This is a genomic window from Streptomyces roseolus (genome assembly GCF_014649855.1).
Taxonomy (GTDB): Bacteria; Actinomycetota; Actinomycetes; order Streptomycetales; family Streptomycetaceae; genus Streptomyces; species Streptomyces roseolus.
This window is the reverse complement of record NZ_BMTV01000008.1, coordinates 69043-77865: the sequence shown is the minus strand read 5'-3', so window position 1 is coordinate 77865 and position 8823 is coordinate 69043. Positions and strand designations below refer to the sequence as shown.

The 8823-nt window shown below is 73.2% G+C and carries 10 protein-coding genes and 1 tRNA gene; 1 reads left to right on the top strand and 10 read right to left on the bottom strand.

The genetic code is table 11. The features are described from left to right. Nucleotides 1–2: 2 nt before the first annotated feature. From IE245_RS11655 to IE245_RS11625, 7 genes are all read right to left on the bottom strand, one after another. Nucleotides 3–75: transfer RNA gene (locus IE245_RS11655), tRNA-Ala, on the bottom strand. A 106-nt stretch (nt 76–181) separates the two neighbouring features. After that, the gene (locus IE245_RS11650; RefSeq protein ID WP_189946894.1) at nt 182–835 is read right to left on the bottom strand and encodes a histidine phosphatase family protein; all 654 of its coding nucleotides are present in this window, start codon (nt 833–835) and stop codon (nt 182–184) included. After that, nucleotides 832–1275 carry a ribosome silencing factor gene (rsfS, locus tag IE245_RS11645; RefSeq protein ID WP_169084890.1) on the bottom strand — a complete coding sequence of 148 codons (444 nt, stop codon included), beginning with the start codon at nt 1273–1275 and terminating at the stop codon, nt 832–834. Before rsfS ends, IE245_RS11650 begins: the two co-directional genes overlap by 4 nt. Before the next feature lie 69 nt (nt 1276–1344). Further along, a complete protein-coding gene (locus IE245_RS11640) occupies nt 1345–3045 on the bottom strand; it encodes an LCP family protein (protein WP_189946732.1) in 1701 nt (566 codons plus the stop codon). 19 nt (nt 3046–3064) lie between these two features. After that, complete coding sequence (nadD, locus tag IE245_RS11635) at nt 3065–3685, bottom strand: nicotinate-nucleotide adenylyltransferase (protein WP_189946731.1); 621 nt, start codon at nt 3683–3685, stop codon at nt 3065–3067. A 64-nt stretch (nt 3686–3749) separates the two neighbouring features. After that, entirely contained in the window at nt 3750–3914 is a 165-nt protein-coding gene (locus tag IE245_RS11630) for a hypothetical protein (RefSeq protein ID WP_030494103.1), read from the bottom strand. Between the two features lie 85 nt (nt 3915–3999). Then, on the bottom strand, nt 4000–4236 hold the full coding sequence (locus tag IE245_RS11625; RefSeq protein WP_189946730.1) for a hypothetical protein: 237 nt from the start codon (nt 4234–4236) through the stop codon (nt 4000–4002). A gap of 133 nt (nt 4237–4369) precedes the next feature. On the opposite strand from IE245_RS11625, the gene IE245_RS11620 reads away from it, so the two are divergent. Continuing rightward, on the top strand, nt 4370–5485 hold the full coding sequence (locus IE245_RS11620; RefSeq protein WP_189946729.1) for a M48 family metallopeptidase: 1116 nt from the start codon (nt 4370–4372) through the stop codon (nt 5483–5485). 41 nt (nt 5486–5526) lie between these two features. On the opposite strand, the gene IE245_RS11615 is transcribed toward IE245_RS11620, so the two are convergent. From IE245_RS11615 to IE245_RS11605, 3 genes are all read right to left on the bottom strand, one after another. Next, nucleotides 5527–6606, bottom strand: coding sequence for an SCO2583 family membrane protein (locus tag IE245_RS11615; RefSeq protein ID WP_189946728.1), 1080 nt, complete (start codon nt 6604–6606; stop codon nt 5527–5529). A 115-nt stretch (nt 6607–6721) separates the two neighbouring features. Beyond that, entirely contained in the window at nt 6722–7366 is a 645-nt protein-coding gene (locus tag IE245_RS11610; RefSeq protein WP_189946727.1) for an SCO2584 family spore wall biosynthesis protein, read from the bottom strand. Nucleotides 7367–7462: 96 nt separating this feature from the next. After that, nucleotides 7463–8746 (bottom strand): glutamate-5-semialdehyde dehydrogenase, encoded by a 1284-nt coding sequence (locus tag IE245_RS11605; protein WP_189946726.1) that lies wholly within the window; start codon nt 8744–8746, stop codon nt 7463–7465. Nucleotides 8747–8823 lie beyond the last annotated feature (77 nt).

Sequence of the window (8823 nt, the reverse complement as noted above, 5' to 3'; positions counted from 1 at the left end):
TGTGGAGCTAAGGAGAATTGAACTCCTGACCTCCTGCATGCCATGCAGGCGCTCTACCAACTGAGCTATAGCCCCTCGCGTCCTTGGCGCTCAGCGCCGCGAACAAGAAGAACTTTAGCCTGTGACCTGCCGGAAAGTGAAATCCGGGCTGTCCGGCGGCCCAGGGGGCCGGGCCGGGACGTCAGGTGTCGTCGCCGAGGACCGGCTCGGGCAGCGAGCCCGCGTTGTGCTCCAGGAGGCGCCAGCCGCGCGCCCCCTCGCCGAGGACGGACCAGGAGCAGTTCGAGAGGCCGCCCAGGCCCTCCCAGTGGTGCGGCTCCAGGCCGAGGAGCCGGCCGATGGCGGTACGGATGGTGCCGCCGTGGCTGACCACGACCAGAGTGCCCTCCGCCGGGAGCTTGTCGGCGTGCTCCAGGATCACCGGGGCGGCCCGGTCGGCCACCTCGGTCTCCAGCTCGCCGCCGCCCCGGCGCACCGGCTCGCCGCGCTTCCACGCGGCGTACTGCTCGCCGAACCGTCCGACGATCTCCTCGTGCGTGAGGCCCTGCCACTCCCCCGCGTACGTCTCCCGCAGCGCGGCGTCGTGGGCGACCGGAAGGCCGGTGAGCGCGGCCAGCTCGGCGGCGGTGGCCGCCGTCCGCTTCAGGTCGGAGGCGACGATCGCGTCGGGACGGAGGGCGGCGAGCAGCCGGGCGGCGCGGCGGGCCTGGTGGACGCCGGCCTCGGTGAGCTCGATGTCGGTCGAGCCCTGGAAGCGGCGCTCCAGGTTCCAGGAGGTCTGGCCGTGGCGCCACAGGACGATGCGGCGGCCGGTGCCGCCCTTGGTGGTGCTCAGCTCAGCTCACCGTCCGCCCTGTCGAGGTCGGCGCCGGTCAGGGCGGCGTGCTCGGCCGCCTTGCCGCGGGTCTTGACGGCGTCCTCGGGCAGGGGCAGCTCGGGGCAGTCCTTCCACAGCCGCTCGAGGGCGTAGAAGACCCGCTCCTCGCTGTGCTGCACGTGGACGACGATGTCGACGTAGTCGAGGAGGATCCAGCGGGCGTCGCGGTCGCCCTCGCGGCGGACCGGCTTGGCGCCGAGTTCCTTCTGGAGCCGCTCCTCGATCTCCTCGGCGATCGACTTGACCTGGCGGTCGTTGGGCGCGGAGGCGAGCAGGAAGGCGTCGGTGATCGACAGCACGTCGCTGACGTCGTACGCGATGATGTCGTGGGCGAGCCGGTCGGCCGCCGCCTGGGCGGCGGCGTTGACGAGCTCGATGGAGCGATCCGTGGCGGTCACAGGCAGGCTTTCGTCGGCGGTCGGGTACCCCTCCAGGGTCTCACGGACCGCCGACGACCCCGCAAACGATTACGACGCGCCCGGAATCTCGTAGTCCCGGCCGAGGACGACGGTGACGGCGGCGTTGCCCGCGGGCTTGCCCTTGACGACCGATCCGGCCGGCAGTCCGAGGGTCTTGGCGACCTCGGCGGCGGTGGCCTTCTGGGCGTCGTCGCCGTAGACGACCTGGGACTTCGCCTGGCTGTCGGTCTTGCTTCCGCCGACGAACGCGTAGCCGCCGTTGATCAGGGCGACCTTGGCCGCCTCGACGGCGTCCTCGCCGGTGGCGTCCTTGACCGAGACCCGCGGCACTCCGCCGGCTTCGACGGCGGTGACCTTGCCGCCGAGGATGTCCTTGACGACGCTGTCGCCGGTGCCCTCGGCGAGCGTCCCGTCCTCGCCGACGGGGAGGAGCGCGGTCTTGTAGGCGCCGGTCTTGGCGTGGCCGGCGAGCTTGGCGAGGGAGGCGCCGAGGTCCTTCTCGGGGAGGGAGGGGTCGGCGATCTGCTGGAGGAACTCGATGGCCGTCGTGGCGTTGGCGGGGTCGCTGGGCATCTTCCGCAGCATGCCGTTCACCACCTGGCCGAAGCGCTGGAGCTGCTTGGCCTCGGCCTCGCCGGCCGCGCGGTAGGTGGCGTAGGCGACGGCGCCGCGGCCGGTGAGGGTCTGCTTCTCGCCCTGGGCGACGAGCGGGTCGGCGCCCTTCTTGCCCTTGGGGTCCGGGACGGCGGTGTCGGTGTCGACCTCGATGCCGCCGAGGTACTCGACGAGGTTCTCCAGGTACGGGGAGTCGAGGCGCCAGGTTCCGGCGATCTTGGCGCCGAGGAGGGTGTCGAGGGCTTCGCGGGTGCCGCTGGAGCCGTCCTCCTCGACGGACTTGCCGAGGGTGGTGGCGGAGCCTTCGGAGTCGGCGACGGCGAGGGCGTTGGGCAGCAGGACGGTGGTGCCCTGCTTGGTGGTGGAGTTGTCCACGAGGAGGGCGGTGGAGGTGCCGCCGCCCTGGATGTCGTGGAGGTGGAGGACGATCGTGTCGCGCCGCTGCGGGCCCGTGGCGGCGGCCTGGTCCTTCTGCGCGGAGTCCCCGGTGCCGGGGAGGAGGCCGGCGGACCAGAGGTAGCCGACGCCGCCGATGACGGCGAGGGCCAGGACGACGACGAGGGCGATCACCCGGTTGCGGCCGCGCCGACGGGCCTCCTCGCGGCGCTCCGACCGGCTCTCGGTGAACGTGAGCCAGTCGATGACGTCCTCGGAGTCCTCGTCGGGCTCCTCGATGAAGGAGAACTGCTCGGTGCGGTACTCCCTGTCGTCGCCGGCGTCCGCCCGCCGGGACGCGGCGGGCGCGGCGGGCGGTTCGGGGGCGGGCCGCTGGCCGGGGACGCCGGCCGGGGCGGCGGTGACGGGCGCCGCGGGCTCGGCGGCCTGCCACTGCTGCCCGCCGCCGTAGGTCTCGTACGGATCGTAGGCGGGCTGCTGCGGGGCGTAGCCCTGGCCCTGCTGCTGCCCGGCGTAGGCGTCGTACGAGGGCGGCTGCGGGCTCTGGGGCTGCTGGGGCGCCTGGGGCTGGGCGTAGGGGTCGTGGCCGTACGTCTGCTGCTGCCCGGCGTACGGGTCGTACGCGGGCTGCTGGGGGGCCTGGGCCGGCTGCTGGTACACCGGCTGCCCGTACACGTCGTAGCCGATGATCTGCGGCTGCGGATAGTACGGGTCGTACGGGTTCTGCTGGTCGTTCACCGGTGCCCCTCCCCGGGACTCACTCGCCGCGGTACAGCTGGCGCTTGTCGATGTAGCGCACCACGCCGTCCGGGACGAGATACCAGACGGGGTCGCCCGCGGCCACCCGTGCGCGGCAGTCGGTGGACGAGATGGCGAGGGCGGGGATCTCGACGAGGGAGACTCCGCCCTTGGGAAGTCCGTCGTCGGTGAGGTCGTGACCCGGTCGGGTGACGCCGATGAAGTGGGCGAGGGAGAAGAACTCGTCCGCGTCGCGCCAGGTGAGGATCTGCGAGAGCGCGTCGGCCCCGGTGATGAAGAAGAGGTCGGAGTCGGCGTTGAGCGAGTGGAGCTCGCGCAGGGTGTCGATGGTGTAGGTGGCGCCGCCGCGGTCGATGTCGATGCGGCTGACCGAGAACTGCGGGTTGGACGCGGTGGCGATGACCGTCATCAGGTACCGGTCCTCGGCGGGCGACACGGCCTTGTGGCTCTTCTGCCACGGTTCACCGGTCGGTACGAACACCACCTCGTCCAGGTGGAACAGGGCGGCGACCTCGCTGGCCGCCACCAGGTGTCCGTGATGGATCGGGTCGAACGTCCCGCCCATCACGCCGAGGCGGCGCTTGCCGCTGCCGCCAGTAGGCACTTCCTGCTCTCCCATGCGTGCAGAGCCTACTGGCACGGCGGTGGACGCCGACCCAGCGGCCTCCCGGTCGGCGTCCGGCTCAGCGGTCGCGGTTGAAGCGGGTGGTGATCCAGAGCAGCAGCATCAGCGCGAGGAAGGCGCCACCGCCCGTGACGTACGGGTTGAGGCTGTCGTGGTTGCCGCCGTGCTCGGCGCCCTCGGAGGCAAGCGTGACGAGGTTGGCGGCGGTGCTGTGGAGGCTCATCTTCGGCGGGACCTATCCGATCGGGGGTGGGAGCGGAGACTTCGCGCACATCGTATGCGGGCGGTCGCGGCCCGCTCACGCCGACTCAGGCGTTGGCGTCCCCGGCACCCCCGGACGCCCCTCGGGCGGGGGCGTCCCCGGCCTGCTCGGAGGGGTGTTCGGCGGTGTCGCCGCGGCCGTATCCGCGGAGCAGGAACCAGGCGAGGAGGGCGCCGCCGACCATGGAGACCAGCAGGACGACGCGGAGCGTGTCACCCGGGCCCTGCTGCGCCGCCGCGGCGATCCCGGTGAGGGCGGCGGTGGCCTCGGCGATGTCGGGCATGCGGGTCGTGCTCCCTCGTTGTCCACAGGACCCGAGTTGTCCACAGGCCCTCCGCCCACGGTAGCGCCCTCGCCTAGGGTGGGTCGTGTCAGGGGGACGAGCACCGACTCGTACGGATGGACAGGGGGCGTTCATGACCGAGAACCACGACCGGAACCACGACGAGAAGCCGCAGGGAAGCGTGCCGAGCAGGCAGCGCAAGCGGTTCCCCGGCATCTCCTCGCGGGCCTACGAGCACCCGGCGGACCGTTCGGCGCTGGTCGCGCTGAGGAAGCTGAGCGGCTTCGACACGGTGTTCAAGACGCTGAGCGGGCTGCTGCCCGAGCGCAGCCTCAGGCTGCTCTACCTCTCGGACTCCGTCCGGGTGAGCGACGCGCAGTTCTCGCACCTCAACGACATGCTGCGGGACGCCTGTTACATCCTGGACCTGGACAAGGTCCCGCCGATGTACGTGACGCAGGACCCGGTGCCGAACGCGATGTGCGTGGGCCTGGACGAGCCGGTGATCGTGCTGACGACGGGGCTCGTCGAGCTGCTCGACGAGGAGGAGATGCGGGCGGTGGTCGGCCACGAGGTCGGTCACGCCCTGTCGGGCCACGCGGTCTACCGGACGGTGCTGCTGTTCCTGACGAACGTGGCACTGAAGGTCGCCTGGATCCCGCTGGGGAACGTGGCGGTGATGGCGCTCGTGACCGCGCTGCGCGAGTGGTTCCGCAAGTCGGAGCTGTCGGCCGACCGGGCGGGCCTCCTCGTGGGACAGGACCTGCGGGCCTCGATGCGGGGCCTGATGAAGATCGCGGGCGGCAATCATCTGCACGAGATGAACGTGGACGCCTTCCTCGCCCAGGCGGACGAGTACGAGAAGGCCGGTGACCTGCGGGACTCGGTCCTGAAGATCCTCAATGTGCTGCCGCGCTCGCACCCCTTCACCACGGTGCGGGCGGCGGAGCTGAAGAAGTGGTCGGAGAGCCGGGACTACCAGCGGCTGATGGACGGCCACTACCCGAAGCGCTCGGAGGACAAGGACACGTCGGTCACGGACTCCTTCCGGGAGTCGGCGGGGCACTACGCGCAGACGGTCAGGGACAGCAAGGATCCGCTGATCAAGCTCGTCGGCGACATAGCCGGCGGGGCCGGCGACCTCGCGGGCGATCTGGGCGGACGGCTGCGCACGGTGTTCGGGGGCGGCGCCCCGAAGGAGTCCGGCAAGGAGACCGGTGGGGAGCCGGACGAGGGGGCCGGGAAGTAGACGGCGGCCCGGGCGGCAGGACCGGACGGCAGGGGCGGGCGTCAGGGCCGGGGCTGGGCGGCCGGGGCGAGGGCTCCGCAGAGGGCCGGCGCGGCCGGTCGGTCGGCGGCGTAGGGGTCGGTGAGGGCCGGGCCGGACGTCGCCGGGGCCTCGGCGCCGGCCAGGAGCGGCCTGAGGGCGCCGCCGGTGTCCTCCCCGCAGGCCTGCGGTCCGGCCTCGACGGTACTGGTCAGCAGCTCGGCCCGGTGCATGCGCAGGTCCTCGCGGTCGAAGCGGAGGTGCAGGGTGCGGTGGACCGTGAAGAGGGAGGCGGCGGGCTCGCCCGGGCCCTGGACGGCGGGGCGCAGCGCATAGGTGAAGGTGTGGTCGGCGGTGACATCCAGGGTGTCGGCGGTGCTCTCGGCGAAGCGGAGGGTGCCCTGGACGCGGGGCGCGGGCTCGGCGACGGAGACCCGGCGGGGGTCGAAGCGGATCACCCAGGCGGCGAGGGCGTGCCGGCCGTCGTCGGCGGGTGATTCGACGCTGCGGTCGAACTGGGCGAGCTGGTCGGGGTCGAGCAGCAGACGGGCGGGGCGGACGGTCCGGCCGGCGAGGACGTCGGGTTCCAGGGAGGAGGCGACGAGGTAGTCCTTGGCGATGCTGAGGGCGGTGACGACCTGGCCCTCGGAGAAGTGGGTGGTGCGGGCGGCGACGGGGAGGTTGATGCCGGCGGCCCCGGAGCGGTACTCGGCGGCGGGGCTGCGGGCGAGGAGCCGGGCCGGGTCGCCGCCGGGGACGGGGCCCTGGGGGGCGAGGGGGACGACGGTGGTGCGCAGCGGCTCGGCGCGCTGGTCGAGCGGCGGCTGGTAAGGGTTGCGCAGGCCGAGATAGACGGCCGTGCCGAAGGCGAGGAGGATCAGCAGGACCAGCAGGAGGGCCTGGCCGGAGCCGGTGCGGCGGCCGGTGGGGTCGGGGCGGCTGCGGACGGCGAGCGCGTGCTCGCCCATCCGTTCCCGGGCGGAGTACTCCTGGAGCTGGGCAGCCCGGACGAACGCCTCGTCGAAGACGACGGCCCGGTACTCGTCGTCACCGCCGGGGAGCCCCTCGGGATTCCCCTCAGGCGGGTCGCCACGCCCTGCCATACCTTCAGGGTAGGTCGGCGGGGGCTTCGGTAAACGCCCAGGTACACGACAAGTTCGGAAGTTTTCCGCCGTCGGGGTGACGGCTCCGGCGGGCGGTGCGGCCGTCCGGGTGGTGTCAGGGTGTGCCGGGCGCGACGGAGGCCGGCGGGGGCGTCCGCCCGGCGGTCGCCCGGCTGCCGGAGGCCGGTGGGGCGGCGGCCGTGGCCGGGGCGCCGGTGAGGACGGGGGCCGGGGGCGCGGCGGCCGGTGAGGCGGCGGGCGGGGCCGGGTTGGGCGCGTCGACGCCGGTGGAGGCCGGGGGGACCTGGTCCTGCCGGTTGGCGGCGGCGCCGCGGTACACGGCGGTGAAGGCGAGGGCGACCATGCCGATGCCCATGAGGAGGGCGAGGAGCCAGGCGACGGGCCGGTGCCAGCGGGCGCTGCCCCGGTAGGGGCGCAGGGCGCCGCCGTGGCGGCCGTAGGGGCTGGCGTCGTCGCCGACGTCGTCGGGCTCGTAGATGAGGCCGACGGGGTCACGGCCCTCGTCGTAGAGGTCGTCGTCGCCGGCGGCCCGCAGGGCGCGGGCGCGAGCGGATTCGGCCTCGGCGCGGGCCTGGGCGGCGGCGAGGAGGCGTTCGACGGCCGTCGGCTCGTGGACGGTGGCGGCCTGGACGAACTCCTCGTCCAGGACCACGTCCCAGCGGCCCTCGGCGGCGCCTCCGCGCTCGCCGTCGGGCTCCCAGCCGTTCGGGGACGGCCTGCCCCCCACGTCGTCCGGCACGGATCCAGAGTAGACCGGGGATGTGGTTTTGGGCAGGGAGAGTGCGAAGTCTCCCCGCCCGTACGGAAAGGCCGAAAGGAGGGGTGCGGGGTGGTGTTACCGGATGTGACCGTCGCCGGTCACGATGTACTTGGTGGAGGTGAGCTCCGGGAGGCCCATGGGGCCGCGGGCGTGGAGCTTCTGGGTGGAGATGCCGATCTCGGCGCCGAAGCCGAACTGTCCGCCGTCCGTGAAGCGGGTGGAGGCGTTCACGGCGACCGTGGTGGAGTCGACCAGCTGGGTGAAGCGGCGGGCGGCGGCCTGCGAGGTGGTGACGATGGCCTCGGTGTGGCCGGAGGTCCACAGGCGGATGTGGTCGACGGCCTTGTCGAGGGAGTCGACGACGGCGGCGGCGATGTCGTGGGAGAGGTACTCGGTCTCCCAGTCCTCGGTGGTGGCCGGGACGACGGTGGCCTTGGTGCCCTCGGCGTGGGCGAGGACCCGCTCGTCGGCGTGGACGGTGACGCCTGCCTCGGCCAGCGCGTCGAAGGCGCGGGGCAGGAAGGCGGCGGCGACGTCCTGGTGGACGAGCAGGGTCTCGGCGGCGTTGCAGACGCTGACCCGCTGGGCCTTGGAGTTGACCAGGATGTCGACGGCCATGTCGAGGTCGGCCTCGGCGTCGACGTAGACGTGGCAGTTGCCGGTGCCGGTCTCGATGACCGGGACGGTGGACTCCTCGACGACCGTGCGGATGAGGGAGGCGCCGCCGCGCGGGATGAGGACGTCGACGAGGCCGCGGGCGCGCATCAGCTCGCGGACGGAGTCGCGGGACTCGCCGGGGACGAGCTGGATCGCGTCGGCGGGCAGTCCGGCGCCGCCGACGGCGTCGCGGAGGACGTCGACGAGGGCGGTGTTGGAGGCGTACGCGGAGGAGGAGCCGCGGAGCAGGACCGCGTTGCCGGCCTTGAGGCAGAGGGCGGCGGCGTCGACCGTGACGTTGGGGCGGGCCTCGTAGATGATGCCGACGACGCCGAGGGGGACGCGGACCTGGCGGAGGTCGAGGCCGTTGGGGAGGGTGGAGCCGCGGACGACCTCGCCGACCGGGTCGGGCAGGGCGGCGACGTGGCGGACGTCGGCGGCGATGGCACGGATCCGCTCGGGGGTGAGGGCGAGCCGGTCGACGATCGACTCGCTGGTGCCGGCCTCGCGGGCCTTGGCGATGTCCTCGGCGTTGGCCTCGACGATCTCCGCGGTGCGGGCCTCCAGGGCGTCCGCGATGGCGAGGAGGGCGGCGTCCTTGGCCGCGCGCGGCAGTGGCGCGATCTGTGCGGCGGCGCCACGGGCCTGGTGGGCGGCCCGGGTGACCGGGGTCAGGTTGTCGAGGGGCGTGAGCGAGGTCATGCCCGCAGGGTACTGGTACGGGCGTGCCGACCCCTTACGGACGACGGGCGCATCCCGCAGTGCGAGACGCGCCCGTG